27 protein-coding genes and 1 other RNA gene are annotated in these 25,594 nt (G+C 45.6%); 12 read left to right on the top strand and 16 right to left on the bottom strand.

Features of this window, described 5'->3' with window-relative positions:
- Positions 1-47 precede the first annotated feature (47 nt).
- Together OW491_RS10365 and OW491_RS10360 are read right to left on the bottom strand one after the other, a co-directional pair.
- Positions 48-1,001 carry a PDR/VanB family oxidoreductase gene (locus OW491_RS10365; RefSeq protein ID WP_075174049.1) on the bottom strand — a complete coding sequence of 318 codons (954 nt, stop codon included), beginning with the start codon at positions 999-1,001 and terminating at the stop codon, positions 48-50.
- Between the two features lie 54 nt (positions 1,002-1,055).
- Positions 1,056-2,096, bottom strand: a complete 1,041-nt coding sequence (locus OW491_RS10360; protein WP_290035884.1) for an aromatic ring-hydroxylating dioxygenase subunit alpha — start codon at positions 2,094-2,096, stop codon at positions 1,056-1,058.
- A gap of 268 nt (positions 2,097-2,364) precedes the next feature.
- On the opposite strand from OW491_RS10360, the gene OW491_RS10355 reads away from it, so the two are divergent.
- From OW491_RS10355 to OW491_RS10330, 5 genes are all read left to right on the top strand, one after another.
- Positions 2,365-3,081 (top strand): GntR family transcriptional regulator, encoded by a 717-nt coding sequence (locus tag OW491_RS10355; protein WP_290035882.1) that lies wholly within the window; start codon positions 2,365-2,367, stop codon positions 3,079-3,081.
- 192 nt (positions 3,082-3,273) lie between these two features.
- The gene (locus OW491_RS18260) at positions 3,274-4,041 is read left to right on the top strand and encodes a metalloregulator ArsR/SmtB family transcription factor (protein WP_075179565.1); all 768 of its coding nucleotides are present in this window, start codon (positions 3,274-3,276) and stop codon (positions 4,039-4,041) included.
- 60 nt (positions 4,042-4,101) lie between these two features.
- Positions 4,102-5,103, top strand: coding sequence for an ArsJ-associated glyceraldehyde-3-phosphate dehydrogenase (locus OW491_RS10340; protein ID WP_178969608.1), 1,002 nt, complete (start codon positions 4,102-4,104; stop codon positions 5,101-5,103).
- A complete protein-coding gene (gene arsJ / locus OW491_RS10335; RefSeq protein WP_290035879.1) occupies positions 5,104-6,333 on the top strand; it encodes an organoarsenical effux MFS transporter ArsJ in 1,230 nt (409 codons plus the stop codon).
- Between the two features lie 260 nt (positions 6,334-6,593).
- A complete protein-coding gene (locus OW491_RS10330; protein ID WP_290035877.1) occupies positions 6,594-8,171 on the top strand; it encodes a sensor domain-containing diguanylate cyclase in 1,578 nt (525 codons plus the stop codon).
- Between the two features lie 44 nt (positions 8,172-8,215).
- On the opposite strand, the gene OW491_RS10325 is transcribed toward OW491_RS10330, so the two are convergent.
- The 6 genes from OW491_RS10325 to OW491_RS10300 form a co-directional block, all read right to left on the bottom strand.
- On the bottom strand, positions 8,216-8,806 hold the full coding sequence (locus OW491_RS10325) for a hypothetical protein (protein WP_290035876.1): 591 nt from the start codon (positions 8,804-8,806) through the stop codon (positions 8,216-8,218).
- 243 nt (positions 8,807-9,049) lie between these two features.
- The gene (locus tag OW491_RS10320) at positions 9,050-9,238 is read right to left on the bottom strand and encodes a hypothetical protein (RefSeq protein ID WP_290035874.1); all 189 of its coding nucleotides are present in this window, start codon (positions 9,236-9,238) and stop codon (positions 9,050-9,052) included.
- Complete coding sequence (locus OW491_RS10315) at positions 9,235-10,209, bottom strand: hypothetical protein (RefSeq protein ID WP_290035873.1); 975 nt, start codon at positions 10,207-10,209, stop codon at positions 9,235-9,237. Before OW491_RS10315 ends, OW491_RS10320 begins: the two co-directional genes overlap by 4 nt.
- Positions 10,210-10,948: 739 nt before the next feature.
- Complete coding sequence (locus OW491_RS10310) at positions 10,949-11,356, bottom strand: CBS domain-containing protein (protein ID WP_075174038.1); 408 nt, start codon at positions 11,354-11,356, stop codon at positions 10,949-10,951.
- A gap of 186 nt (positions 11,357-11,542) precedes the next feature.
- Positions 11,543-12,580, bottom strand: coding sequence for an NADP(H)-dependent aldo-keto reductase (locus OW491_RS10305; RefSeq protein WP_075179571.1), 1,038 nt, complete (start codon positions 12,578-12,580; stop codon positions 11,543-11,545).
- A gap of 55 nt (positions 12,581-12,635) precedes the next feature.
- Entirely contained in the window at positions 12,636-13,832 is a 1,197-nt protein-coding gene (locus OW491_RS10300; RefSeq protein WP_075174036.1) for a class I SAM-dependent rRNA methyltransferase, read from the bottom strand.
- Between the two features lie 204 nt (positions 13,833-14,036).
- Here OW491_RS10300 and OW491_RS10295 point away from each other — a divergent pair, with 204 nt between their 5' ends.
- Positions 14,037-15,374, top strand: a complete 1,338-nt coding sequence (locus OW491_RS10295) for a dicarboxylate/amino acid:cation symporter (protein WP_290035870.1) — start codon at positions 14,037-14,039, stop codon at positions 15,372-15,374.
- A gap of 109 nt (positions 15,375-15,483) precedes the next feature.
- Here OW491_RS10295 and gcvH read toward each other — a convergent pair whose 3' ends face one another.
- The 6 genes from gcvH to OW491_RS10265 all read right to left on the bottom strand — a co-directional run bounded on the left by gcvH (position 15,484) and on the right by OW491_RS10265 (position 21,692).
- On the bottom strand, positions 15,484-15,876 hold the full coding sequence (gene gcvH, locus OW491_RS10290; protein WP_075174034.1) for a glycine cleavage system protein GcvH: 393 nt from the start codon (positions 15,874-15,876) through the stop codon (positions 15,484-15,486).
- A 24-nt stretch (positions 15,877-15,900) separates the two neighbouring features.
- Positions 15,901-17,004, bottom strand: coding sequence for a glycine cleavage system aminomethyltransferase GcvT (gcvT, locus tag OW491_RS10285; protein WP_215151562.1), 1,104 nt, complete (start codon positions 17,002-17,004; stop codon positions 15,901-15,903).
- Positions 17,005-17,176: 172 nt separating this feature from the next.
- A complete protein-coding gene (locus tag OW491_RS10280) occupies positions 17,177-18,430 on the bottom strand; it encodes a UbiH/UbiF/VisC/COQ6 family ubiquinone biosynthesis hydroxylase (RefSeq protein WP_075174032.1) in 1,254 nt (417 codons plus the stop codon).
- 33 nt (positions 18,431-18,463) lie between these two features.
- Entirely contained in the window at positions 18,464-19,753 is a 1,290-nt protein-coding gene (ubiH, locus tag OW491_RS10275) for a 2-octaprenyl-6-methoxyphenyl hydroxylase (RefSeq protein WP_290035867.1), read from the bottom strand.
- A complete protein-coding gene (gene pepP, locus OW491_RS10270; RefSeq protein WP_290035865.1) occupies positions 19,750-21,078 on the bottom strand; it encodes a Xaa-Pro aminopeptidase in 1,329 nt (442 codons plus the stop codon). The genes ubiH and pepP overlap by 4 nt, the downstream gene beginning before the upstream one ends.
- Positions 21,079-21,101: 23 nt before the next feature.
- Positions 21,102-21,692: a UPF0149 family protein gene (locus tag OW491_RS10265; protein WP_075174029.1), complete on the bottom strand. Its 591-nt coding sequence runs from the start codon at positions 21,690-21,692 to the stop codon at positions 21,102-21,104.
- Between the two features lie 144 nt (positions 21,693-21,836).
- On the opposite strand from OW491_RS10265, the gene OW491_RS10260 reads away from it, so the two are divergent.
- From OW491_RS10260 to OW491_RS10245, 4 genes are all read left to right on the top strand, one after another.
- Entirely contained in the window at positions 21,837-22,046 is a 210-nt protein-coding gene (locus OW491_RS10260) for a TIGR02449 family protein (protein ID WP_075174028.1), read from the top strand.
- Positions 22,043-22,366: a cell division protein ZapA gene (locus OW491_RS10255; protein WP_075174027.1), complete on the top strand. Its 324-nt coding sequence runs from the start codon at positions 22,043-22,045 to the stop codon at positions 22,364-22,366. The genes OW491_RS10260 and OW491_RS10255 overlap by 4 nt, the downstream gene beginning before the upstream one ends.
- Positions 22,367-22,465: 99 nt before the next feature.
- A non-coding RNA gene (gene ssrS / locus OW491_RS10250) (6S RNA) lies at positions 22,466-22,644 on the top strand.
- Positions 22,645-22,679: 35 nt separating this feature from the next.
- Positions 22,680-23,270, top strand: a complete 591-nt coding sequence (locus tag OW491_RS10245) for a 5-formyltetrahydrofolate cyclo-ligase (RefSeq protein WP_075174026.1) — start codon at positions 22,680-22,682, stop codon at positions 23,268-23,270.
- A gap of 69 nt (positions 23,271-23,339) precedes the next feature.
- Here the strand turns inward: OW491_RS10245 and OW491_RS10240 are convergent, their stop codons facing one another.
- Both OW491_RS10240 and OW491_RS10235 read right to left on the bottom strand, forming a co-directional pair.
- Entirely contained in the window at positions 23,340-23,474 is a 135-nt protein-coding gene (locus tag OW491_RS10240; protein WP_277252404.1) for a hypothetical protein, read from the bottom strand.
- Between the two features lie 229 nt (positions 23,475-23,703).
- Positions 23,704-24,615 carry an AEC family transporter gene (locus OW491_RS10235; RefSeq protein WP_290035861.1) on the bottom strand — a complete coding sequence of 304 codons (912 nt, stop codon included), beginning with the start codon at positions 24,613-24,615 and terminating at the stop codon, positions 23,704-23,706.
- Positions 24,616-24,668: 53 nt separating this feature from the next.
- On the opposite strand from OW491_RS10235, the gene OW491_RS10230 reads away from it, so the two are divergent.
- Together OW491_RS10230 and OW491_RS10225 are read left to right on the top strand one after the other, a co-directional pair.
- A complete protein-coding gene (locus OW491_RS10230) occupies positions 24,669-25,181 on the top strand; it encodes an ACT domain-containing protein (protein WP_075174024.1) in 513 nt (170 codons plus the stop codon).
- Positions 25,182-25,304: 123 nt separating this feature from the next.
- Entirely contained in the window at positions 25,305-25,553 is a 249-nt protein-coding gene (locus OW491_RS10225; RefSeq protein WP_075174023.1) for a GlsB/YeaQ/YmgE family stress response membrane protein, read from the top strand.
- The last annotated feature ends 41 nt before the right edge of the window (positions 25,554-25,594 follow it).

The following is a 25,594-nucleotide window of genomic DNA, read 5'->3' as shown; positions in this document are numbered from 1 at the left end:
ATTTCCTATTATTATTGGTTTATCGGTGTCGGGTCTGATGTCCAGATTTAGATATCAAGCACCAGCTGTCGGGTCTTAGCTCTAGAGCAACACGGTGTAAATTTGTCGTTCTTCTCTCGCTCGGCTTCAGTAAAAAAAGAGTCCCTGTGGTCTGGTTCACCTTCCAGTATTCGCGTTACGCACGTACCGCACACTCCCGTCTCACAAGAAAACTGTACATCAATGTCGTTATCTTCTAGCACATCAATGACAGACTTATCTGCGGGGACTTCAAAGACTTGACCTGTGCTACTGAGCTTAATCTCAAAGCTGTCATCAGCACTGTGGTCAATAGGTGCGGCGGCAAAGTATTCACGATGCACTTGATCTTGCGGCCACCCCTTCGCTTTTGCTGTACTGAGGATATGCTCCATAAAACCACCAGGTCCACATACATAAATGTGAGTACCCGGTACTGGATTAGCTAACAATTTTTCTGCTTCAAGCTTTTGAACGGCCGCGCCATCATCAAAATGAAAATGCACCTTATTTTTAAATGAAGATGACTGAATGCGCTCCACGAAGGCCGTGCGGTTTTCAGACCTCGTGCAGTAGTGCATCTCAAAATCTGCACTGCTGTGCGATAACCTTTCAGCCATGCACAGAATAGGAGTGACACCGATTCCCCCCGCAAACAGCAGGCTCCTTTGCGCACCATGCACTAAAGGGAAGTGGTTACGAGGCTCACTAATGAGGAGTCGATCTCCTTCATTAATTAACTGATGCATCGCTAAAGAGCCTCCCCTTGATGCGGGATCTTTAAGCACACCTATTTCATAACAGTGGGTTTCATCAGAATGATTACACAGCGAATATTGCCGGATTATGCCGTTGGGTAAATGCACATCAATATGAGCTCCCGCACTAAATGACGGTAAAGCTTCACCATTAGACCGCTCCAGCCGAAATACATAGATATCCTCGGCTTCTAACTGTTTGGAAGACACAAACACTTCAATCATGACAACTTTCCTAGTTTTTTATTATGAACAGATGGTTAGATTGATTAAATGCGTTCAACTTTCATTGAGGCGGCCTTCTGCTTTCAGCAAACGATCAATGATTCGTCGTGACTGAACCCCACCCGAATCTATATTAAGTTTTAGAAGGCTTCGATCAGGATGCGCTAAGAGGTTTTGCTGCTGAGATTCAAGCATCTCGAGGTCTTCGGTAAAGATCTTCCCTTGTCCTTCACGAATTTGAGCGGTCAGTTCCTGATCATCCGGTTTGAACTGGCGTGCCATTCCCCAAAAGTACCAAATCGACGTTTCTGTTTCAGGTGTAATAAAGTCCACCACGATACTACTGGCTTTGTGGGCCGGATCAGCATCATATCCGCCCTTACCGGCGTGAGCGACGCCCACCTCAATCATGACATGGCTAGGCGGTGTAAAACGACAGATCTGCCAACGATCAACAGGAACATCATCCGCCAGATTATTTGCACGCAAGGCAGCCTGCCAAAATGGTGGAGCTATTATATTTTCAATAAAACGACTCGTTGTGACACTCATCCCCTCTTTCTTTGTGGAGACCGGCGCCTCGTCTATTTCTTTTTGACCAATACTACTCGCATGCACATACGTTTCATGAGTGAGGTCCATTAGGTTATCAATCATCAACCGATAATCGCAGTTAATATGAAACAACCCTCCCCCATACCCCCACTCAGGGTTCTCAGCCCACTCTAGCTCTGGAATTTCATCAGGAGACGCTAACGCCGCCTCACCGGTCCATACCCAAATGAAGCCATAGCGCTCCACAACTGGATAGGCACGTATCTCAGGAAACCCCTCAACGCGCTGCTCAGGCATTGATTCGGTTTTACCCCCGCACCCCATTTTTAAGCCATGGTAACCACAAACCAGTAACCCATCTTCCACATACCCAAGTGATAGTGGCGCTCCTCGATGAGGACAAAAGTTTTCAACGGCTGCTATTTGGTTCTCTTTACCTCGATAGAACACAATCCGCTCGCCACAGATTGTTCGTCCTAGGGGTTTGTCTGCCACCTCATCAGCAGTACAGGCGACATACCAAGTATTTTTTAGAAACATAGAAAGGACCCAGCGTGTTTTTAGAATTATTGGATCCAATTTTCCATCAAATATCCATATTGTCAATAAAAATACACATTATTGGATCCATAAATTACAGTTAATCGTAAAAAAACGCTATTTCATCACTAAAAACTTCATACTCACAGCCTATCAAAACAAGTGCTTAACGGTTTATTGGATCCAATATGGTGCTAACATCCACTGTGGACATGACTCAATGTGAAGACGGTCTTATTTGGACATTGGCTATATTTATGAGGTTAAAATGAGCAAACCAGGTCAACGCGTACTCAGTTCCCTACGACAAATGATCCTATCGGGTGAACTCAAAGCAGGCGAACGTATTGCCGAAATACCAACCGCAGAGGCTTTAGGGGTATCGCGAACACCAATAAGAATCGCTTTTAGAACACTGGAGCAAGAAGGCCTACTCATTAAACTTGAACGCCGAGGTTATAGGGTAAGAGAAGTAACCAACGACGAGGTTTGCGATTCAGTAGAAGTACGAGGAGTTCTGGAAGGCTTAGCCGCTCGTCAAGCGGCCGAAAAAGGAGTGACCGAAAAGCAAAAACAAGAACTACAAACATGCCTAGAGTTGGGCGACTCTTTATTCGCTAAAGGGTATGTCACCGAAGAAGACTTAGAGACATACCACGACTTAAATAAGCGCTTTCACTCGCTAATCATCGAAGCGAGTAACAACTCAACGATTGCCGCCGCACTCAACCGTAATGAACACATGCCATTTGCTTCTGTGAGTTCTCTGGCAATTGATCGACATGACCTAGCCCGTGAATATCGTCGATTTAATTTTGCACACATGCAACATCATGCCGCCTTTGATGCGATTACACACGGCCAAAGCGCGCGTGCTGAAGCGATCATGCGCGAGCATGCTAATGCAACCCTACGATATACCGATCTATGTTGCGCCCAGCCAACCGATAAAAATATGATCAGGGTAATCGGAGGAGCCGACTAAAGGCTTTCAATAAATTTCTACCTTCTGAAAGCAAGCGTTAACTGACGGCACAGACACCTTCATCACCCCCACCAATGAAGCGCTCGATAACTCTGCAGATGACCTTCTTATATCCAACCCAATACATATTAAAATTTGAATATATGTTTTTTCATATATACAATTCGGGTCATATTATGTTGAGGTTATGTAATGAAAAGGGTTCTTTTTGTCTGTACGGCTAATTCTGCTCGCTCCCAAATAGCAGAAGCTTTGTTACGGCACTTTGCTGGTGATCAATTTGAAGTATGTAGCGCTGGCACAGAACCCTCTGAAATAGATCCTCGTACCCTAGAGGTACTGCAAAATTTTGGTTTAAAAACCAAAGATCTCAAATCAAAGTCGATTGAAAGCCTAGAAAATCAGCACTTCGACTTTGTTATTAGTTTATGTGACAAGGCCCATCGTGAATGCCGCCATTGGCCCGACAACGGTGTGGTCATGGCTTGGGACTTTCCGGACCCTAAAGCGAGTAGTGACCCACGAGCTTTTGGTCTTACGCTACAGGAGCTGAGTGAGCGCATACGCTTATTCGTCTTAGTGAACAGCAAGCATATAAGCTCTGAAATCAAACCGCTGCAACCGCTGGACTTTTATAAGTCGTTAGCCGATGAAACACGCCTGCTCAGTCTGTTGCTCATCGAGCAGGAGGGTGAACTGTGTGTTTGTGAACTCATGGAAGCTCTCGACCTCCCTCAGCCAAAAATTTCAAGGCACCTCAGTCAATTACGAAAAATAGGCTTGCTCTTAGATAGGCGACAGGGGCAGTGGGTTTTCTACCGTATTCATCCTCTCTTAGATGACTGGATGCGAGACATACTAAGAACCACGCGAGAGCACAGCTCACAATTACTAGAAACACCAGAAAGGCGCTTAAACAGCATGAACTCAAGGCCGTCTTCAGAAAGCATAAACGTGTAATAAAGCATGCATTTATGACCACTACTATGGATAAACAATCTGTTTAGAGAGGTAAAAACGATGACCATCAAAATAGGTATTAACGGCTTTGGTCGCATGGGCCGCTTAACGATGCGCGCCATTTTTAATCAAGATGATATCGACATTACTCATATCAATGATCCTGCAGGCGATGCAGCAACGTTGGCCCATCTAATGAACTTTGATTCTGTGCATGGACGTTGGGAGCATGAGGCGACAGCCAAAGAAGATACGATGTTAATTGGCCAGCATAAAATCACCCTAAGCCACAATAAGGCAATACCAGAGACCGACTGGTCAGCTTGTGACGTGGTGATTGAAGCATCCGGGAAAATGAAAACCAAAGCGCTACTTCAAGCTTACTTAGATCAAGGCGTAAAGCGCGTTGTAGTCACTGCACCGGTTAAAGAGGACGGCATTCTCAATATTGTTATGGGTGTTAATGACCATCTTTACGATCCCGCTCAGCATCCTATCGTGACCGCCGCGTCTTGCACCACCAACTGTTTAGCACCGGTTGTCAAAGTCATCCATGAGCAACTTGGCATCAAACATGGCTCCATGACGACAATCCACGATATCACCAACACACAAACTATTTTGGACGCTCCCCATAAAGACCTTCGCCGAGCGCGTGCCTGCGGGATGAGCCTTATCCCAACAACAACCGGATCTGCGACGGCTATTACGCATATTTTTCCGGAACTTAAGGGTAAGCTGAATGGACATGCCATTCGTGTACCTTTAGCCAACGCATCATTAACCGACTGTGTATTTGAGGTTGAACGCGACACCAGCGTCCAAGAAGTCAACGCCTTACTAAAAGCCGCTGCCGATAGTGATCTAAACGGTATCCTAGGTTATGAAGAACGCCCTCTGGTTTCTATTGATTACAAAACGGACCCTCGCTCTAGCATCATTGACGCCCTATCTACTATGGTGGTCAACGGTACGCAGGTGAAGCTCTATACTTGGTACGACAACGAGTGGGGTTATGCTAATCGAACAGCAGAGCTCACCTTAAAAGTAGGACGCTCATAAATGCTAAGCCACCTGCCCCCTGCTATTCGTCAATACTTAGTAGTCACCGGTAACTATTGGGCGTTTACGCTTACCGATGGTGCTTTGCGCATGTTAGTTGTGCTGCACTTTCATAGCCTAGGTTACTCCCCTCTAGACATTGCTCTGCTTTTCTTGTTTTACGAGGTGTTCGGTGTCATTACTAATTTAGTAGGCGGATGGATTGGGGCACACATGGGGCTAAATCGCACCATGAATATTGGACTAGCGTTGCAAGTGGCCGCGCTAGCTATGCTGTTAGTGCCTAGCTCGTGGTTAACAGTCATGTGGGTTATGGCGGCTCAAGCTTTATCGGGTATCGCTAAAGATCTCAACAAGATGAGTGCCAAAAGCTCAATAAAGCTACTGGTTCCCCCTGAAGCAGAAGGTAAACTGTATTACTGGGTTGCTCTACTAACAGGTTCAAAAAACACATTAAAAGGCATCGGTTTTTTCCTAGGAGGTTTTTTACTCTCTGTGCTTGGCTTTTCTGGGGCAGTGGCATCCATGGCGGGCGCGCTAGCAATCGTTTGGATACTGAGCATACTCTTGCTCAAACGTGATCTGGGTAAAGCCAAAAACAAACCGAAATTTCGGGATATTTTCTCGAAAAGCCCGGCGATCAATATTCTGTCGGCCGCCAGAATGTTCTTATTTGGTGCCCGCGATGTATGGTTTGTTGTGGCCTTGCCTGTTTTTCTCTCTCAAACACTAAATTGGAACCACAGCCAAACTGGCGGCTTTTTAGCTTTGTGGGTGATTGGGTACGGAATAGTGCAAGCATTTGCACCTCGTATTACCGGTAAAGCCTCAGGTAAAGTGCCTGACGGTCTCAGTGCAACATGGTGGGCCTTATCACTAACGGTATTACCAGGGTTGATTGCCATAGGCCTAATGCTAGAGCTGAACCCTGCAACCTTACTCATCTGCGGCCTCGCGATTTTTGGCGCTGTATTTGCTGTAAACTCTTCGTTGCACAGCTACCTTATTGTCAGCTATGCAGGTAATGATGGTGTGTCCTTAGATGTAGGCTTCTATTATATGTCCAATGCGATGGGGCGCTTAATAGGTACTGTGCTCTCTGGCTGGGTTTTCCAATTAGCAGGCCAAGGTAGCTCAGGCCTTCAAGCATGCCTATGGATTTCGACGGCCTTCTTGATAGCAGCCACCTTAATTTCAATCAAACTCCCTCATTCGAGGAATACTCGATAAGTTTTTGTATTACAAAAGCGCATCAAACCGCTTCATCGCCCTGCTTCAGAGGCTTAGAAGCCGCTTTTATGTGCACCACTATCGATTTTTTTATTGTGCATCGCACTCTATTTTCAACTATAGTGCTACAAGCGTTAAGGGTTTTAAACGCTTGTATGCAGCATACAAAATAAGGATATACCCAAATTTTTAAAAACTGTTTTAATAAAATATTTTATTAAAAATGTAAATTATATAAGTAAAATATTTAATGGATAACCATGCCTTCACCTTTTAAATTCCGTATTGATTTAAAGCGATTAATATTATTACTTTCTATATTTATTGCGATCATTACATTTATAAACACTATTTATGCAAGCTATAGTGTCCAGCGTGAAATAATAATCAACAATACTCTAGAGTCAAACAGAGTATATGCGGCTAAGCTCGCCTATAGTACAGAGCAATTCCTTTTATCCAGCCAACAGCAGCTCGCCTACAGTGCCAAAACGCTACAAGACAAGATGGATGATGACGCTGTGTTAACAGCAGAAACAGAGCGGTTATTAATGCAGAATAATAACTTCAACTCTGTTTTTGTGGTGAGAAATGATGGGACTATGCTCTCATTCCACCCAACGAGCATACCGTTAAAAGGAGTAAAAATACGTTCCGCCGGTTCCATCGAAGCAATAGAGCTCAAAAAACCGATTATCAGTGATCCTTATGTATCAGCAGTAAATAATTATATTATTGTACAAAGCTATCCTATTTTTTCGGCTGATAAACGCTATTTAGGTTATGTGGGCGGGTCATTTTATTTAGAAAAAGAAAACATTTTAAACTCTATTCTAGGTGAGCACTATCATCGTGATAGCTCTTACCTGTACGTCGTCGACAAACATAAAAGGCTTATCTATCACCCCGACAGAGTGGGCGAGATTATTACAAACAACTCCGTTATTGATACTGTTATTAAAGGCAACTCGGGAGCAGACAGAGTGGTTAACAGTAAAGGGGTAGACATGCTTGCAGGCTATGCATATATCCCCATCAGTGGGTGGGGCGTAGTGGCCCAAAAGCCGGTGTCGATCACGTTAGCTGAGCTTAATTCCCAGATTAAAAAAGTGATTATTAATACTGTTCCTTTGGCGATATTAACGTTGGTATTTATTTGGTTTTGCACCTACTTAATTTCGCAGCCTCTTGGCAAACTAGCTAGTGCCGTAGAAGACCTTGACTCACATTTCATCAACGATCGAATACGCAGCATACGCTCGTGGTATTTTGAAGCCGACAGGATTAAGCAGGCTTTATTAAGCGGAATGAACTTAGTTAACCAAAGAATAAACAAACTTAACTTGGATTCATTAACTGACCCCATGACAAAGCTTTATAACCGCCGTGGGTTAAAAGTCATGATTACCGAGCTACAAAAGAACCATAGTTATTTTTCAATTATTGCTATCGACATAGATCACTTTAAACGTATCAATGACAATTTTGGGCATGATATGGGTGATAAGGTCATTCAGTTGGTAGCCAAACTCATGACTGACAGTTTTAGAGGTGCTGACGTACTGTGTCGTTCAGGTGGAGAGGAATTCCTTATGTTATTACCGGGAACAGACCTTAAGGCCGCCACCGTCCTCGCAGAGCGTTTACGAGCCAATACAGAACTGAGCGAAATGCCAGACAACGTACACAACATCACCATCTCGCTAGGCCTTTCTTTTTGGTCTGTTGATAGCGAAGCAACAATTGAAGAATCGTTAAGCTTAGCTGACAAAGCCCTTTACTCTGCTAAAAACCAAGGCCGAAACAGAGTTGTAGTGGCTGATAATTTAACAAACTAAGGTAAGACATACCTTAGTTTGGCGGTGATTTACTATCATAGCTTTCAGCATTTTGGGTGCGCATTTAGGTAAGCCTCTATCTGCGCTAAATAGGTGGGGTGGTCAACCTTCTTATGTAAAAAAGAAGGGTATAGATATATCTCAAAAAGCCAACGGATTGGCTTCCATTTGTCCTCCAAAGGCAAATCTTTGTCAGGGAAAATATGGTTATCCATCAATGCTGCACATATTTTAAAAAATATATCACCTGCCATAAATGGGCTTGGCGGGTAGTAGCCAGCATAGAATTTTTTCCGTCTCCCCGTTTCAATCGAATCAAGCCACAGCGTGGTGCAACCCATCGATTTGTAAGTAAGCACCGGCTCTCCGTCTTTATGAATGAGCTCTGTCTGCCTTTCTTCTACTTTACCCACTTTGTACAAGTAGACTTGACCCCGACGTACGGTGTAGATGATGCCTTTGGAGCGGTTAACCACAATGGGGTGCATATTGGGGTAGAAAAGAAAAAATAATAAACAGTAAACAGGAAATAGATAAAAGAATAATAATTTCGATATTTTATGGGATAGGTTCATTTTCCTATGTGAGTTATATAAGTCCTGATATAAATCTTCAACACTTGCATAAACATCCACATTCATTTCCTTATGTTTTACCCATTCTATGTCCACAAATTTTTTGAAATCATATATATATAATCATCATACATCTCATCGAATATATCTATATTATATTTTTCATCGCCATACCCAGTGCTTACATAGTCACTTAATAAAACGCCTGCCGAAAACAAAAAAAAGACTAACAATGCAATTACCTTGTTAGATCTAGATAGATACTCGGGAAATTTAATGATATTTTTCATCTACTCTACAGACCTAGTCGACATGACTATCAACCTGATTTTGCTCTTCCAAAGGCGAATCTTTGTCAGGGGAAATATCAACGTATCCATTCACATAACGAAAACTACGTTTTAACCCGAAGTACTGAATAAATTCTTTAAACTGAATAAGCGCATCACCCGCGTACAGCTTTTTGCCGTTCATGTAGAAAAAAGAGATCATTGCGTACCTAACGGCTTACGATAGCTAAAGTCAAAGTCTTCAAAATCCATATCGCCCTCTTCCAGATCCTTGAACTCGACCATGATCTGATCGATAACCGCTTGCACCTCTGGGGAGAACGGGTCTTCTCGTTTTCTAAAGCTAAAGAGGACGATTTTATCCAAAAATTCTAGAAACTTTTTTGAAGGGCCGGTGATTAAGATGGAGGTAAGCCATGCGTCATCGGTATCTTTATTTTGGTTGCTAAAATAAGCATTCAGCAATATGCACAAAAATTGCTGCTGGCAATTGCTGTCGGGGTAAAAGATACCTGTACTGAACACCTCTTTGTGAGTGAGGCATTTTTCGTTTTTCCATTTATATAAACCAACATTCAGCGGAATGATTAACGAGCTGGCCGATATTGCCCCCGTATTCGTTGTGAAGGGCAGATAGTTAAGGTCATAAACTTTGTGATAGTAAACCTTCCCGTCTTTAACGGTGTAAATAAGACGTCGCTTTTTATCGAAGACCACCAAGGCCTCACGACGGCGAAAGAGGCTAATGAGTAGTGGAACGGTAGCGATGAGGAGCGGGGCTAAGTCAGGAGGAATATGATTATGGGTTTTCCAATAGCGTTTTGAACTTTCAAAAAGACTTACATGTGATTCATTATTCGGATCAAAATCATCTCTTATACGAAGATTTGCTTCATAAGCGCGATCATCAAAATCATAATACCAACGTAATTCATCGATTATAGAACCTTTCCCAGTACCTAGTGCGCCACTCAACAGTAAAAAGATCATTCCCACCGTAAATAACATAACAAATAGCGATCTCACCCACATCTGCATAAAAGGTTCTAAAACAACACATCCATTCACATAACGAAAACTACGTTTTAAGCCAAAATACTGAATAAATTCTTTAAACTGAAGAAACGCATCACCCGCGTACAGCTTTTTGCCGTTCATATAAAAGATTTGCATTACACATCACTCAGCTCTAAAGATAACCATTCACTGTTATTGGAAAAATTGACGTCTTTATAAAACAGTTTAACCCGGATATAAATACGACGACTTCCAGCATAACGCGCAACCTTATTACAAACCTTCTTATCCACATTAAGATAAGCTTTATCTTTATCAAAACATTCTAAAAATCAGCACTTTCGATAATCTACTTAAAATCCATGACTAACCTAGTTATGAAGACTCTTTCTCGTCTTGAGGATAGCCTCGTTACTTAACGCAAAGCGAAGCGGTAATAATGGTATTCTCCCTTCAGGTAATTGAGAGTACTCCATTTTCTCTGGGTTACCTTTGCTAGAAAAACCAGGAGGGACACCCAGAGGTGGTGATGCGGGGGTATTTACAACAGGTTTTAGGTTCTTAGCTTTTTGTATAGCTTAGCTTTTTGTATAGCTTCGCTGTTTGCAATGCGTTTATTGGTCGCGAAAATATCATTGTATGCTTTACCCCATTCCATGATCTAACCTTACGAGCGTCCTGCTCTATGTGCGAAAAGAAGACCAATATTGTAGTCGGGTATCGCTTCTCGAACCACCTCCTACCTAAAAATAGGAATTTGACCTATACCCGTTGAGAGCATCTGTAGGTTTATTGTGAGAAGTCTAACGTAGTGCCAGACGGTACGCATACAAAAGCAGTACAGACTAATCATCCATACTGCGGTGTTTACTTCCACGTTGACTATTTATGTTCACTACGCCACTCGGCACCCTTTTAGCGACTGATTAAGCGATGACATGACTTGTGAGCGGGTGATGATCCCCACGATACGATTAAAATCATCCACCACAGGGAAGATTTTGGGCTTATCTTTCCCCATGATGGTCGCCAGTTCTAGGATGGATAACTCAGCCGATACGAACAAGGGGTTCTTGTGCATAATATCCTTCACTTGGATATGTGAATCACAGTGGTAGCTGTCAGTGATCAATGCTTTGATACAGTCTTGTTCTGATAGAAAGCCCACCAGCTGCTTTTTTTCATCAACAACAGGCAACCCCAAGAAACCACTTGAAAGTAGCTGATCGACGGCATCAGTGAGGCACGTTTCCATGGTTAGGGGCGTAACCTGATGGCTCATTAAGTGTTTTACTTTAAACATGTCGATAACCTCTGTTTGTTTTCCCGATAGGGATTGCATCCAGTATTAACGCGTTTACGAGTTTTGCCCAATGAGATCTAGCTATATTGATAATAGCTATGAGTTATTAGCCCTGTTTATGCTGCTTTGAGGGCAAGCACACATAAAAAAGAGCCGTGTAGGCTCTTTTAGTTAAGCGTCATTGGCTTACGGACACGGGTATGTGTAACGTTGATGGATAGTCTCGATTGCTTCAAGAATATCGCTGTTTAGTTCAACATCATCAGACGCTATGTTTATAGCCAACTGTTCCATGGTGGTGGCACCGATAATAGTAGATGCTAAAAATGGGCGCGAATTCACAAACGCCAGTGCCAGCTGCGAAGGATCGATGCCATGCTCTTTCGCGAGTGATACGTAAGCTTGCGTCGCAGCTACACCGTTTTCATTTGTATAGCGCGCATAGCTTGGGAACAATGATAAGCGTGATCCCTTTGGCATTTGCCCATTTAGGTACTTACCCGACAATACGCCAAACCCTAAGGGTGAGTAAGACAACAAATCTACCTGCTCGCGCTGCATTACTTCAGCCAAGCCAACCTCGGTCGAGCGATTCAATAAGCTATATGGGTTTTGAACACTCACAATACGCGGCAAATCGTGCATCTCGGCGTACTTTAGAAAGCTCATAGCACCCCAAGCCGTTTCATTTGAGAGGCCGATGTGACGAATTTTTCCTTCATCCACCAGCTCTTGGAGCACCTGCAGAGTCTCTAGGATGGGCGTACCATCTTTAGAGGCGTCATGTGTATAACCCAATTTGCCAAAGAAGTTGGTTTGACGATCAGGCCAATGTAGCTGGTAGAGGTCGACATAGTCGGTTTGCAAACGCTGCAAGCTTTTCTCAATGGCTTCACGCAGATTAGGGCGATCAAAGTGTAAATTAGGGCGCAGGTAACTGGTCATTTCTGCGGGGCCAGCCGCTTTGGTTGCGATGATTAAATCATCCCGCTTGCCACGTTTTTTAAGCCAGTTGCCAATGTAAGTTTCTGTTCGGCCCTGTGTTTCTGGAGACGTCGGCACGGGGTACATTTCGGCAGCATCGATAAAGTTCACATCGTGAGCGACGGCATAGTCTAATTGCTCGTGCGCCTGTGCTTCCGTGTTTTGATTACCGAATGTCATAGTGCCTAAGCAGATGCGGCTCACGGCTAAATCACTACTACCTAGTTTACGATACTGCATACCCTCTCCTTATTTGCTGACGTTTGAATCACTGGTATGACCAGCCCAGTGCCATTTAGCTCCCCGGTAAGACGCGAACACTAAAAGATTTTAAATAGTCCGTTTCTGGGATCGCGGGATGTACCGGGTGATCTGCGCCTTGGTGCCCTTGATGGAAGATCTGTGCCGTACGATCGAGCTCGCGTGCATTGCTGCGGATAATATCAATCAAGCTAGCGCGCTCTAAATGCATAGAGCATGAGGCACTAATTAATATGCCGTCTTTTTTCAATAAACGCATCGCCATGTTATTGATACGCGCATACGCCCGCTCACCATTTTTGATGTCTTTGCGACGGGCGATAAATGCAGGTGGATCCACAACAATCACATCAAAGCGTTCTTGCTCTTGTATTAGCGCTTTGCAAGTATCAAATGCATCTCCTTTTAAGCCGACAAAACGGTCATCTGCATTATTGATACGTGCATTTTCTAGTGCGACTTCTAAGGCTGTTTCAGAGGCATCCACACAGGTGACTTCATCAGCTCCAGCGGCTAATGCCTGTACACCCCAGCCCCCCACGTAACTGAACAAGTCGAGTACTCGCTTACCTTGAACATGGCGCTGCATCTCGGCGCGGCTGTCACGATGATCGTAGAACCAGCCCGTTTTTTGACCCGTTAAGATAGGTGCTAATAAGGGCACTCCGTTTTCTTCCAGCGGACATAGCTCAGGCACTTCGCCTTGCACTACTTCAATGTAGCTTTCCAGCCCTTCTGTAGTGCGCATTTTACCATCGCACCGTAAAACAATAGCCTGCGGCGTAAAGATCTTATTTAAAGCGGCGACCACTTCATCCACAGCCGCTTCCATTCCAGCCGTGGAAATTTGTACAACAAACACATCAAAGAAGCGATCAATCACCAGACCGGGCAAAGCATCAGAATCACCAAACACAAGGCGGTAACACGGCTTATCAAAGCAAGCTTCACGTAAAGATAATGCAATATTGATACGATGCACCAATAAGGAACGATCAAGACGGTAACGCGTATCGCGGCTGATCATACGCCCACAAATCAACGTATTAGGGTTGATATAAGCAATGCCCATCGCTTTACCTTGGCTTGATTCAACGAGCACTTGCTCGCCGGGCGCAAATTGTTTGAGCGGTGAACGTTTGTTATCGACTTCGTTGCTGTAAATCCACACATGACCTGCGCGCAGACGGCGGTCAGCACCACTATTCAAAATTAAGGTATTTAGAGACATGACACTCTCGACAGACGCTTTAGACGACAATCCCGGCCTTAGCCGGGATAAAAAATAATTAAGGTTAAGCTTACACCCTTGCTAAGGTCAGGTCGATAATCTCTGCGTTAGCGGCTGTTTATCACGGATAAATAAGGCAATATTTCAGAATAGTCATACTCGGATGACAATGGTATTGTGATCTAAACTAACACGGAGGTGTGTATGAGTCTTACCATTAAAGTCCTAATTGGCATGCTACTAGGGATAGTTGTCGGATTATCCATTAACCTACTGGGGCTCAACAGTCCTGACGGATGGATTTACGGCTACCTAACTAACGGACTATTCCATGTTGTTGGAACCATGTTCGTTAACGCTCTCAAAATGCTCGTTGTGCCATTAGTGTTCTTCTCACTAATTTGCGGCGTATGCGGCATCGGTGATATCAAATTATTAGGGCGTATTGGTTCTAAGTCCTTTGTACTTTATTTAATTACCACCGCGGTGGCTATTGCGTCCGCTTTGATTATTGCCGCAGGCTTGGGTATTGGCCAAGGTATGGACGCCGTTTCTGAAGCCGTCTTCACTGGTAAAGACGCACCTCCACTGAGCCATGTGCTCATCAACATTGTTCCAACCAACCCTATTAATGCCATGGCGAAAGGCGACATGCTGCCAGTCATCTTCTTCGCTATCCTCTTTGGTACCAGCATTTTGCTAGTAGGACGTAAAGCCAGTAGTGTTGCTGACTTTATTGAAGTGCTAAATGAAGTCATGATGAAAATGGTAACTATCGTCATGTCTGTCGCACCTTATGCGGTCTTTTGTTTGATTGCGAAAGCGATGGCAAACCTAGGCTTAGATTTACTAGGTCAGCTATTGGGATACGTACTTGTTCTGATTGGTGTTCTTTTATTCCACCTGTTTGTAACGCTTCAAGTTGTCCTCAAGCTCTTTTCTGGCCTTAGCCCCTTCGTCTTTCTTAAAAAGATCCGTAACGCACAAGTTTTCGCATTCAGTACCTCCAGCTCGAATGCGACGATCCCCGTGACCCTTCGTACCGTCACCGAACGAATGGGGGTTAAAAACTCCGTGGCGTCTTTTACCGTACCATTTGGCGCAACAATCAACATGGACGGCACGGCCATCATGCAGGGGGTTGCAACGGTATTCATTGCTAACATCTACAATGTCGAACTTGGCATGAGCGGGTATTTAACCGTTATTATGATGTCGGTATTGGCGTCAATTGGTACCGCAGGCGTGCCTGGCGTGGGCTTAATTATGTTATCGATGGTATTCGCCCAAGTTGGCTTACCTATCGAAGGTATTGGTTTAATCCTCGGTGTTGACCGCCTGCTCGACATGATCCGCACTGCCGTTAATATTTCAGGCGATGCTGTCGTGTCAGTCGTTGTCGCAAAAAGTGAAAACCAGCTGGATACCACTATCTATGATGATCCACTCGCCGGTACGGTAGATGATGCTGGTGTCCACTTCGACCCGGCAGCAGAAAGAGATCTCGCGGCTGGTATCGAGCAAACACACAACCGCAGCTAGTATTTACGCTACACAGCAGGCACAAAAAACCCCGGAATTCCGGGGTTTTTTAGTAAGGCTAGTAGGCCACACATAAGCTATGTTAGGTATGTGTTGGCTACCTTAGCGCTTATTCTTCGTCTTCGCACAGCTCGCCATACGCCGCGGCGTCTAGCAAGTCGTCTAGTTCAGAAGCATCCGATAACTTAAGGCGGAAGAACCAACCGTCGCCGTAAGGATCACTGTTAACCAGCTCAGGAGACTCTTCAAGCTGCTCGTTAACAGCAACCACTTCACCTGAAACAGGCGCATAAATATCTGATGCAGCTTTCACAGACTCAACAACACCCGCGTCGTCACCTGCGCCTACTTCTGAGCCCTCTTCCGGTAACTCAACAAATACAACATCACCTAGCAAATCTTGCGCATGGTCAGTAATACCGATAGTGACGGTGCCATCACCCTCATCACGGATCCACTCATGGCTAGATACATATTTCAGTTCGTTACGAATATCACTCATCTTCCCGGTTCCTGTCTAAGGAGGTTAAGAAAAAACTTTTTTGCCATGACGGACAAAAGGTGGACGAACCACTTTGACCGGCACTTGTTTGCCACGCATATCAACCATAGCTTCTGCACCCGTTCCTGCAGGAACACGCGCCAAAGCAATTGATACGTTGAGTGTTGGTGAAAAACTACCGCTGGTAATTTCACCTTCACCTAAACCTTCCACGATTACTTTTTGGTGACCGCGTAAAATGCCACGCTGTTCTAATACTAGCCCTACTAGCTTATTAGGTACACCCGCCGCTTTTTGTGCTTCAAGCGCTTCGCGACCAATAAACTGACGTGTTTCAGGCTCCCAAGCTATGGTCCAGCCCATAGCCGACTGCAACGGCGTAACCGTTTCATCCATATCAGAGCCATATAGGTTCATACCCGCTTCTAAGCGCAATGTATCACGCGCGCCCAAACCACAAGGTGACACACCCGCATCGGCTAATGCTTGCCAAAAAGCGACCACTTCATCGTCAGGAACCATAATTTCTAACCCATCTTCACCGGTATAACCAGTTCGGGCTATAAACCAACCTTCCGACTCGCAACCTTGGAACACGTCGAGGCCATCAATCAGGCGCTGGCGGAACTCACTCAAGACTGTTTTAGTTAACGCTATAGCCTCAGGTCCTTGTACGGCAACCATCGCCAATTCAGGTCGTTCGGTTAAGGCCACATCAAAGCGTGCTGCTTGCTCAGCCATCCACCGCAAATCTTTATCACGTGTTGCACAGTTTACGACGACGCGAAACCACTCACCTGATACATGAGGTTCGCTCATTAGATATACAATGAGATCGTCGATGACATGACCATTGTCATTGAGCATACCGCTATACATCGCTTTACCCTTCACGGTAAGGCGAGCGACATCATTCGCTAACAAGCGGCGCAAATAATCAGCCGCATCGGCGCCAGTAACATCGACGATTGTCATGTGAGACACATCAAACATGCCTGATGCCTGACGTACTTTATTGTGTTCTTCTATTTGAGAGCCATAGTTGATCGGCATATCCCAGCCGCCAAAATCAACCATTTTAGCACCCATGGATTGGTGTAGATCGTACAACGCAGTCTTCTTTGCCATTCGTCACAAACTCGCTGGTGTTTGTTGCATGTAGAGCTTATTAAGCCATGAATCAGCGCTAACCCTAAGCCCGAAAATAAAAAAGGGAGGTCAATTTATAGGGATTTGCGCAGCAGATCAATGCTTGAGCCTGCCGCACGATGCTTCTTTAGTCCAGCCCGTATCGTTTTATTCATCCGCTTTTACGTTGAGCCATAGCGGGCAGATCGCCTTTAAGCCCCATCGCCTGCATGACAATGTGTTGTTTTATCGGAGATAATTTGTTCAGCGTATTCATTCCCGTGTTACGAATAAGCTTAAGCAACGGCTGCTGATGCCCAAATAATTGTTTAAAGAATTCCATGCCCGCAGACATTTGAATATTCGCCGCTTGCCGTTGGCGCTGATAGCGTAACAAAACCGCTTCACTGCTCCATTGATCACCCCGATCGCGCGCCTGCAGCACCGTTTCCACCAAAGCAGCGGCGTCCATTAGCCCTAAATTAACGCCTTGCCCCGCCAAGGGATGGATGGTGTGGGCCGCATCGCCAATAACCGCCAGAGCGGCCTTAACATAGTACTTGGCGTGACGCTGACGCAACGGAAAAACCGAACGCTCAGCGGTTGTTTGCACCTGACCTAAGCGCTGCTCAAAACTACGCGTGAGCAAATCACAAAAACTTTGGTCGTCGCCTGACATCAGATCTCGTGCATGATCCGGTGACGTTGACCATACAATGGAGCAAGAATGGGGGTCACTGAGCGGTAAAAATGCCAACGGGCCATCATCCGTAAAACGCTGCCACGCCGTGTTACGGTGGGGCTTTTCAGTGGTAACCGTCGTAACAATTGCATGATGGCCGTAGTCCCACTCCCACATGGGAATCGACGCCATACGACGAACCCCAGACATGGCGCCATCAGCCGCGACCACTAACGCCGTTTGCCATAGTTGCCCATCACTACAGGTTAGCTGTCGAGTGCCATCTGCTGCTACATCACTCATGGCTTCAACACTGACGCCAGCCACCCAGGTTAGGGATTTCAAACCCGCGGCTATTTCCATAAGAGCAGCCACCGTGACTCGGTTCTCTACAATATGCCCCAAGTGCGGCTCATGAAGTTCTCGGCTGGAAAAGTGGATATGTCCGCTGCCTTCGCCATCCCACACATCCATATCTGTGTAAGGGTGTATACGCAAACCTTGCATCAGTGGCCACGCCCCTAAGCTTTTAAGCCACTGCTCAGACGCGCAGGTCAAGGCACTCACTCGCGAATCATAACCCACATCTTGCTGAGCCTTCGCTTGGGACATAGCCTGTGCTAATTGACTCGTTTTTTGTTCAAGTACAACAACCTGTAAGCCTTGTTGGGCGAACGCTACCGCAGCGGACAACCCGACCATTCCGGCGCCTATTACTACGACATCTGCCGTCTGCACTGTCATTTTAATACCTAAACCCTATTGTGGTTACCATTGTTATGAAGCCGTTAAATCTGGCGCCGGAATGTCCAAGCCCATGGCCCCACGGGCAAATATTGTTTTGGCTATTGGGCAGATATCCATCGCTTGCAAGCCAACATCACGCCCCAAAGCGAGCAATGGATTTGTATTTGAGAACAAGCGCATCGTCTTATCGCTCAAACCTATCGTGCGTTCCTGATCATCAATGCGCGCACGATAGTAAGCTTGGAGCATTGTAAGATCACCCAGCCCAACACCGCGTTGGCGTGCATCAATTAATTGTTGAGCCAAGGCAACAACACCCCGTAAAGCCAAATTGTAGCCTTGGCCAGCAATCGGATGTAAAGCATGCGCCGCATTGCCTAGTATCGCTAAACCTGAACGTACCTGTTCATCCGCTACGACTTTTTTAAGCGGATAACTGAACCGCTCTCCCACTTTTACAAACCGCCCGGCACGATAACCAAAACGCTCTTGTACCTTGGCTATAAAAGCGTCGTCCGACATGGCAAGCGTTTCTTCTAATTCATCTGATGGTACTGTCCACACAAGGCCACAACGGTTATCTTGGTCATGCGTGGCAAGCGGCAATAAAGCAACTGGTCCGTCGGGTGTGAATCGCTCATACGCAATATTTTTGTGCGATCGATCGGGACTAATAACCGCTACAACAGCATGCTGATCATATTGAGTTTGCTGATAGCCAATGCCTAACTGTTCACGTAAGTCAGAACGACCGCCATCAGCCATCACCACCAACGCCGCACGAATAACTTGCTCAACGCCGTTAATGTCAACGGTTACTTCCATACCGGATTCTACACGCGCCACATGAGACACGTGAGCAGGGCAGATCGGCGTAAGGCGCTCATGGTTTGTATGGGTTTGTAAATGATTAAGCAACACACGCCCAAGCCAGTGGTTTTCTACCACGTACCCTAGAGCAGGTACTTTTTCTTGCTCGGCGCTTAAGCGAGCAGCACCAAAGTGGCCTTTATCCGACACATGAATGTGGGTGATAGGGGTCGCTTGCTCCGAGATCGCCGGCCAAACACCGATATGCTCGTATAATGATCGGGTGCCATAAGATAACGCAGTGGCTCGGGCATCATAGCTAGGCTGGTAAACCGTCAAATCGTCATCCGGTAGAGGCTGGGATTCGATCATGGCGATCTGTAAATCAAGCGACTGAGCGGCAGGCAGCAGCGCCGCAGCCAAGCTAGCACCCACCATACCGCCACCGATAATGACAATATCGAATGTTTGCACTGCAGCGCTTGCCTCTTTGTTACTTTTTTCTGTCATACGGCCGCCATTAATGCTTCTATTTCATCAACGGTTTTAGGAACCGATGCCGTCAGGACTTCATGCCCTGTTTCAGTGATTAATACATCGTCTTCAATACGTATTCCTATACCACGCCAACGCGCATCAACGGACATGTTGGATGGCGATACATAAATACCAGGTTCAACCGTCATCACCATACCCGGCTGCAGTGTTCGCCATTGGCCATCAACCTTATAGTTACCTACATCATGGACATCCAGACCCAGCCAATGTCCCAGCTTGTGCATGTAGAACTCACGATGAGCGCCTTCTTCTATCAGCGCGTCCAACTGGCCAGACAATAAACCCAGTTCAATTAGCCCTGCGGTAATGACGCGCACAGAGCAATCATGGATTGCCTCCCACGGTACTCCCGGCTTAATCATATCCAAACAGGCATACTGCGCCTTTAATGTCAGCTCGTAGAGTGCTTTTTGCTCGTCGCTAAATTGACCATTAACGGGAAACGTCCGCGTTATATCCCCAGCGTAATAATCATGTTCACAGCCAGCATCAATTAACACTAAATCGCCAGAGCGCAGCGTGTCACGATTGCTCACATAATGCAGAACACACGCATTCTCCCCCCCACCGACAATACTTGAATAGGCCGGTAGACGGCAGCCTTCATTCATAAAGTGATGAGTGATTACGGCTTCGAGTTGATACTCTTTCATACCCGGTTTACATGCTTGCATCGCGCGGATGTGAGCTTGTGCCGATATCTCACCGGCAGCGCGCATGACGGCTGCTTCAGCTTCGGACTTGATTAAACGCATATCGTGCAGGCAGGGTGCCAAATCCGTCAGTTGTGTCGGCGCTTGCACCCCTTGCCTCACCTGCTGACGCATAACCGTTAACCATGCTTCTACGCGCTCTTGCGTAGCCAAGTGACTACCCATACAAAAATACAGCTGAGCAATGCCGTCTAGCAGCGTTGGGACTTTATCATCTAACGCCTCTACAGAACCTGACTCATCAGCACCAAAAATTGCCTTGGCGCCTTCTGGCCCGTGGCGGAACCCATGCCAAATTTCCATGTGAGGGTCACGAGGCAAACAATACAAATGATAAGTCACCACACCGGCTCGCTTAATGAGCAACATGACCGCATCCGGCTCATCAAAGCCTGTTAGGTAGTAGAAATCGCTGTCTTGTCGAAACGGAAACTCAACATCATTGTTACGTGGCTGTAAGCTTGCTGCGGGTACGATAGCAGCGCTGCTATCATCCATTTGCTCGGCTAAGCGTTCACGTCGAGCGGCAAATTCAGCCTGTTCTATACGCGGGTAATCCATCATACCTCCATCCTATGGCAACGCTCTTAGTGCATTGCTTGTGGTGCAGACTCTTGTGTATCGTCGGGTTTATTGCACTCGGCAAACAGCATTAATGCAGCCATCCGAACATATTCCTCAAGTTGCATCAGGTCAGACTCGGCTTCGTCTGTATCTTCCACATCCTCACTGGAAACTTGGGCAATTTGCGATAAATCAGTCAACGACTCTTTTGCCTCTGCTGATAACGACTGATCGGTCTGCTTACCTTGATAACCGAAACCTGTCATAAAGCCCTGAGTCCACTGCCCCAACGCTTCGGTGCGTTGATGAACAGGTGACTCATCATCAGGCCGTAGCATCGACAGCCCCATATCAAAGCTTTCGAGTTGGCCTAATGTTTGTTGGTACAAGCCAATTAACCCTATTTTGCTCGTCTCGTGTGATAACCCTGATAACTCTAAAAGCTCGCATACCGTCTTCAGCCATAAATCAGGCGTTAAACGTGCCCCGGAAGCTAATTGACCGGCAAGCCAGCCATGAAGCTCAGCAGGCGATACCGTTAGTACCTCTTCAGATACAAGCACATTGGCTATTTGGTCAAAAGTAAGGAGTTCATCATGTTGCGCTAAAGTCATTAAAACACTCTCGAATTATCAATCGTCACATAGAATTACGCTAAGTGTAACGCATCCATGGAGCTTAGGCAGAATTGACCCTACAATAGAGCCTGATTATAGTCAGCATAATAAAGCTCAGAGCTAGGAATGCCGGACCTCAAGATGACAGATCACTATTTTAACGCACTCGAACAAAAAATAGATCAACTACTGCAACGTTGCGCTCGTTTGGAATATGAAAACCGACAACTGCGTGAAGCCGAGCAAAACGTCCGCCATGATAAGGCTCGATTGCTTCAGGTGAACGATCAAACTCGCGCTCAGGTCGAGAAAATGATTCAGCGCCTCAAATCACTGGAGCAGAACACATGAGCCAAGGGAAAAGCCAAAAAGTATCAATTCGAATACTGGACAAGGAATATGTAGTCGGCTGCCCAGATGGCGCTGAGGCCGAATTATTTGCCTCGGCTGAATACCTTGATACAAAAATGCGCGAAATACGCGATACGGGTAAATTACTAGGACTAGATCGCATCGCCGTAATGGCCGCGCTCAATATGTCTCACGAACTACTACAAAATAAAGCCCAGCAATCTGAGCTGATCGAATCCCGCATACAACGCCTTGGTAGTAAAATAGATCAATCCTTAGCCAAACTAGAAAAAGGTCAACCTGAAGATCATTCATCGTAATTTTTTTTACAGTAAAATCATTATGTTATGTATTTCACATAGCATTAAGATAAAAAATTACAAGACCTGACATCTTAATTTATAGCGTTATAATGCAAGGGCTTCCTGGGGTAACTGACAATTGGTTACGTCCCTCGAGCCGATAAACACCAGATTGGATTTTCTTAGCAGGTGTTGTGAGCATGTCCGTTCTTCGGAAAGCCTAATACATCTCGGGAATCTCCTCCTTGAACCTTCGGGTTCAGGGCCACAACCAATATCGGTACCTCGGGAAGTCCTTCCTACCTTTATCAAGCCAAACCTTAAGGTCAGTATGGATACACGCCAACAGTTGCGCTCCAAGCTGCGCCGCCAACGCCGCGCACTTACTCCACTACAGCAAAAGGAAGCGAGCAGACGGCTTCTCAACCAGCTGGGTAAAATACCCGCAATTCAGCGCGTAAAACACATTGCGGTTTATATAGACTCAGATGGCGAAATAGGCACTCAGCCCATCATTGAATGGTGTCACAGACACAATAAGCGAGTCTATCTGCCTGTCTTGCATCCCTTGAGTCATAACCGCCTGTGGTTTACGCAATACACACCAAGCACCCCAATGAAGCGCAATAAATATGGAATTTTAGAGCCTCGCAAGCCTTACCATCGCATGTTAAGCGCCAAGCGCATCGACCTCGTACTCATGCCACTGGTTGGCTTTGATACGAACGGAGGGCGACTGGGAATGGGAGGCGGCTACTACGATCGCACCTTTAGCTACCTAAAAAAACCGGGGATTAACAAGCCTCGCTTAATTGGTTTAGCTCATGAGCTTCAAAAGGTAGACACGCTACCCATCGAACCATGGGACATTCCCCTCAGTGCTGTTGCTACAGACAAGGCTTTACACACCTATTCATCATAATAGGGAGCAGAAGAAGTAGAGTTTAGTGGCGCAATGGAAGTAGCCGTAGCTACCGTGAGTTGAGCAAGGCTAGCCTTGGCGGCTAAAAACTTGAGAGACAATGGACGCCAGTTCAAAATCTGTTTGTGAAAAGACACCGGTAATAACAGAACCGATGACAAAGGCGGTAATCACTAACATGACAAGATCTGGACCCTTTCGCATAGTAACGCTCTAAATTTTTTTAAAAAATAAACTTGAAAAAACAGTGATGTTAAACTTGTTCGCAAAAAATCAGCAAAGAGTCTTTCATATTCTGTAAAAAAATCAAGCTTTACGTATAACTTATCCGCAAGTTACGCTGTTTTCTTAGTTATTTTTATAAGTTTTAGCGAAAAACAGCTGAAAAACAAGAAAATTTTCTGACTCGAAGGCTCCAGCAAGCAATTCGTCTTTAAAGCACAAACCACATCACTAACGGCATAAATAGAAATGACAAAAGAGTTTGTCCGGTAATAATTGCCGCCATTAACTCAGTGTCGCCTCCCAGTTGTCGAGCCAAAATATACCCAGACGAGGCCGTTGGCACTGCCGCAAACACCAACATCAAAGCCGTCATTTGTGCCGTAAAGCCTAAACTCCAGCACGTTATCCACATAATGACAGGAAATATGGCCAGCTTTACGACAGATGAAACCCAAATAGCCGTTTTACCAGTACGCAGGGTATTTAAATTTAGGCCCGCGCCAACGGCCAATAATCCCAAAGGTAAAGCCATGGCACCCAACAAACCCGCTACAGAGCTAAATCCAGAGGGCACGCCAAGTCCGCTTGTATTTAAAAAGATACCCAGTAGGCAGCTGAGTATTAGTGGGTTTTTCGATAAATTGATAACGACATTTTTCACGCTCGGCGTAGCGGTTGTGTGTAACGAAAAAACCAGAATGCACAGTACGTTAATAAGCGGAATCATAATACCGATAATAACGGCAGAGATTGCTATAGCATCGCCTTGAAATAACGCGGCGGCCGCAGCTAAAGCTACATAAGTATTAAAGCGTATGCCGCCTTGATAGAAAGAGGTAAAGCCGGCAGCAGTTAACTTTAACCAAGGTTTGAGTAAATAACATACCGCTGAACCGGTTAGCAGCATCACTACAATAGCGACGGCGATCGAAAAAACCGGAACCCCACTCATATCAGCCGACCCCAATCGATCGATCAACATCACGGGGAATAATACAAAATAGGTAAGCTTTTCAGCCGGCAGCCAAAAGGCATCACCTGGGAACTGATATCGACGACCTAGCTGGCCTAACACTAATAAAGCAAAAATGGGCCATAAAGCACTTAGCACGGTTTCCATACTTGTGTAGTATCCTTCGGGTACAAAAACAAAATAATTCAGGGAGCCATCTCATGACATCTCTCGTACTCACGGTCATCGGACCAGACAAACCGGGACTCGTCGAACAATTATCTCACGCGATTGTCTCTCATGGCGGTAACTGGCTTGAGTCTGGCCTTTCTCGCCTTGGCGGCAAGTTCGCAGGTATCGTACTCGTCGATTTACCAGAGGCACAAGTTAATTCGCTACAAGCCGCACTGCAAGCGCTTCAGTCCAGCGGGCTAAAAGTATCAAGCGAAATCAGTGACGACCAAGCCCGTGAGGTATCACTAAAGCCTATAACGCTCGACCTTATAGGCCACGACAAACCGGGAATCGTTAGGGATATATCTCAAGCACTTGCCGCGCGGCAAATTAATGTTGAGCACCTAGATACCCAATTAGTATCGGGTTCCATGTCGGCCGAGCTGCTATTTAAAGCAGAAGCACAGTTACTCGCACCCGAGTCTCTGGACGTAGACGAACTACAAGCAGCACTAGAATCTATCGCCAGCGACTTGATGGTAGATATCTCAATTAACTAATCAAAGCGCTTATTACGCACTTGTGTAGATATTTTCAGACATCATTCAGTTTGAAAACCGTCTTATAAGCCTAATACAGATTATTGACTGTTTAATTTAAAGCAGAAAGTGCAAAGAGGTTATATGGGTATTTTATCGTGGATTATTATGGGGCTGTTAGCCGGCGCATTAGCAAAATGGATCATGCCTGGTAAAGACCCTGGTGGTTGTATCATTACTATTTTGTTGGGTATTGGTGGCGGTTTACTCGGTGGTTACTTGGGTACCTTGTTAGGCATGGGTAAAGTAGATGGCTTTAATCTAGGTAGCTTTGCTTTAGCAACCTTAGGCGCTGTGATTTTGCTCTTTATCTACCGTAAGATGAAAAGCTAGCACCACGCGACGGTGCCTCCCAGCGGCACCGTCCATAGCCC

It is taken from the genome of Neptunomonas sp. CHC150 (assembly GCF_030397555.1).
Lineage (GTDB): Bacteria > Pseudomonadota > Gammaproteobacteria > Pseudomonadales > Balneatricaceae > Neptunomonas > Neptunomonas phycophila.
The sequence above is the reverse complement of the archived record's forward strand: the minus strand, read 5'-3'. Positions and strand labels throughout refer to the sequence as shown.

Excerpts from the sequence above, each read along its gene's own strand:
- OW491_RS10365 (WP_075174049.1), bottom strand. The coding sequence starts at position 1,001 with ATGATTGAAGTGTTTGTGTCTTCCAAACAGTTAGAAGCCGAGGATATC.
- OW491_RS10360 (WP_290035884.1), bottom strand. The coding sequence starts at position 2,096 with ATGTTTCTAAAAAATACTTGGTATGTCGCCTGTACTGCTGATGAGGTG.
- OW491_RS10355 (WP_290035882.1), top strand. The coding sequence starts at position 2,365 with ATGAGCAAACCAGGTCAACGCGTACTCAGTTCCCTACGACAAATGATC.
- OW491_RS18260 (WP_075179565.1), top strand. The coding sequence starts at position 3,274 with ATGAAAAGGGTTCTTTTTGTCTGTACGGCTAATTCTGCTCGCTCCCAA.
- OW491_RS10340 (WP_178969608.1), top strand. The coding sequence starts at position 4,102 with ATGACCATCAAAATAGGTATTAACGGCTTTGGTCGCATGGGCCGCTTA.
- arsJ (WP_290035879.1), top strand. The coding sequence starts at position 5,104 with ATGCTAAGCCACCTGCCCCCTGCTATTCGTCAATACTTAGTAGTCACC.
- OW491_RS10330 (WP_290035877.1), top strand. The coding sequence starts at position 6,594 with ATGCCTTCACCTTTTAAATTCCGTATTGATTTAAAGCGATTAATATTA.
- OW491_RS10320 (WP_290035874.1), bottom strand. The coding sequence starts at position 9,238 with ATGATCTCTTTTTTCTACATGAACGGCAAAAAGCTGTACGCGGGTGAT.
- OW491_RS10315 (WP_290035873.1), bottom strand. The coding sequence starts at position 10,209 with ATGCAAATCTTTTATATGAACGGCAAAAAGCTGTACGCGGGTGATGCG.
- OW491_RS10310 (WP_075174038.1), bottom strand. The coding sequence starts at position 11,356 with ATGTTTAAAGTAAAACACTTAATGAGCCATCAGGTTACGCCCCTAACC.
- OW491_RS10305 (WP_075179571.1), bottom strand. The coding sequence starts at position 12,580 with ATGCAGTATCGTAAACTAGGTAGTAGTGATTTAGCCGTGAGCCGCATC.
- OW491_RS10300 (WP_075174036.1), bottom strand. The coding sequence starts at position 13,832 with ATGTCTCTAAATACCTTAATTTTGAATAGTGGTGCTGACCGCCGTCTG.
- OW491_RS10295 (WP_290035870.1), top strand. The coding sequence starts at position 14,037 with ATGAGTCTTACCATTAAAGTCCTAATTGGCATGCTACTAGGGATAGTT.
- gcvH (WP_075174034.1), bottom strand. The coding sequence starts at position 15,876 with ATGAGTGATATTCGTAACGAACTGAAATATGTATCTAGCCATGAGTGG.
- gcvT (WP_215151562.1), bottom strand. The coding sequence starts at position 17,004 with ATGGCAAAGAAGACTGCGTTGTACGATCTACACCAATCCATGGGTGCT.
- OW491_RS10280 (WP_075174032.1), bottom strand. The coding sequence starts at position 18,430 with ATGACAGTGCAGACGGCAGATGTCGTAGTAATAGGCGCCGGAATGGTC.
- ubiH (WP_290035867.1), bottom strand. The coding sequence starts at position 19,753 with ATGACAGAAAAAAGTAACAAAGAGGCAAGCGCTGCAGTGCAAACATTC.
- pepP (WP_290035865.1), bottom strand. The coding sequence starts at position 21,078 with ATGATGGATTACCCGCGTATAGAACAGGCTGAATTTGCCGCTCGACGT.
- OW491_RS10265 (WP_075174029.1), bottom strand. The coding sequence starts at position 21,692 with ATGACTTTAGCGCAACATGATGAACTCCTTACTTTTGACCAAATAGCC.
- OW491_RS10260 (WP_075174028.1), top strand. The coding sequence starts at position 21,837 with ATGACAGATCACTATTTTAACGCACTCGAACAAAAAATAGATCAACTA.
- OW491_RS10255 (WP_075174027.1), top strand. The coding sequence starts at position 22,043 with ATGAGCCAAGGGAAAAGCCAAAAAGTATCAATTCGAATACTGGACAAG.
- OW491_RS10245 (WP_075174026.1), top strand. The coding sequence starts at position 22,680 with ATGGATACACGCCAACAGTTGCGCTCCAAGCTGCGCCGCCAACGCCGC.
- OW491_RS10240 (WP_277252404.1), bottom strand. The coding sequence starts at position 23,474 with ATGCGAAAGGGTCCAGATCTTGTCATGTTAGTGATTACCGCCTTTGTC.
- OW491_RS10235 (WP_290035861.1), bottom strand. The coding sequence starts at position 24,615 with ATGGAAACCGTGCTAAGTGCTTTATGGCCCATTTTTGCTTTATTAGTG.
- OW491_RS10230 (WP_075174024.1), top strand. The coding sequence starts at position 24,669 with ATGACATCTCTCGTACTCACGGTCATCGGACCAGACAAACCGGGACTC.
- OW491_RS10225 (WP_075174023.1), top strand. The coding sequence starts at position 25,305 with ATGGGTATTTTATCGTGGATTATTATGGGGCTGTTAGCCGGCGCATTA.